This is a genomic window from Cupriavidus sp. SIMBA_020 (genome assembly GCF_046535395.1).
GTDB lineage: Bacteria > Pseudomonadota > Gammaproteobacteria > Burkholderiales > Burkholderiaceae > Cupriavidus > Cupriavidus campinensis.
This window is the reverse complement of record NZ_JAWRWU010001415.1, coordinates 1-245: the sequence shown is the minus strand read 5'-3', so window position 1 is coordinate 245 and position 245 is coordinate 1. Positions and strand designations below refer to the sequence as shown.

Here is a 245-nt window from a genome sequence, read left to right as displayed (position 1 = left end):
CAGCCACGGGCCGATATAGGTCTCGCGCTGGTGCCGCGCGGACTTCAGCTGATCGAGGCACATGCGCATCACCATGCGGCGCAGGAACGCCTCGGGCACGCGCACCTCGGTGCGATCGACGTCCATCCAGCGGATGAACGCCTCCTGCACCATGTCCTCGGCGTCCGCGACGGAACCGAGCATTCGATACGCGACGCGGATCAGCGTGCGACGCAGCGGGTCGAAGCTCGCCGCTGCGTCGGCCC

The 245-nt window shown here is 68.6% G+C and carries 1 protein-coding gene; it reads right to left on the bottom strand.

Annotation, left to right across the window (positions count from 1 at the left end; translation table 11 throughout):
• Nucleotides 1–245, bottom strand: a 245-nt coding sequence (locus SB751_RS34195) for a sigma factor (RefSeq protein WP_410749519.1), incomplete at both ends; no start/stop codon positions are given.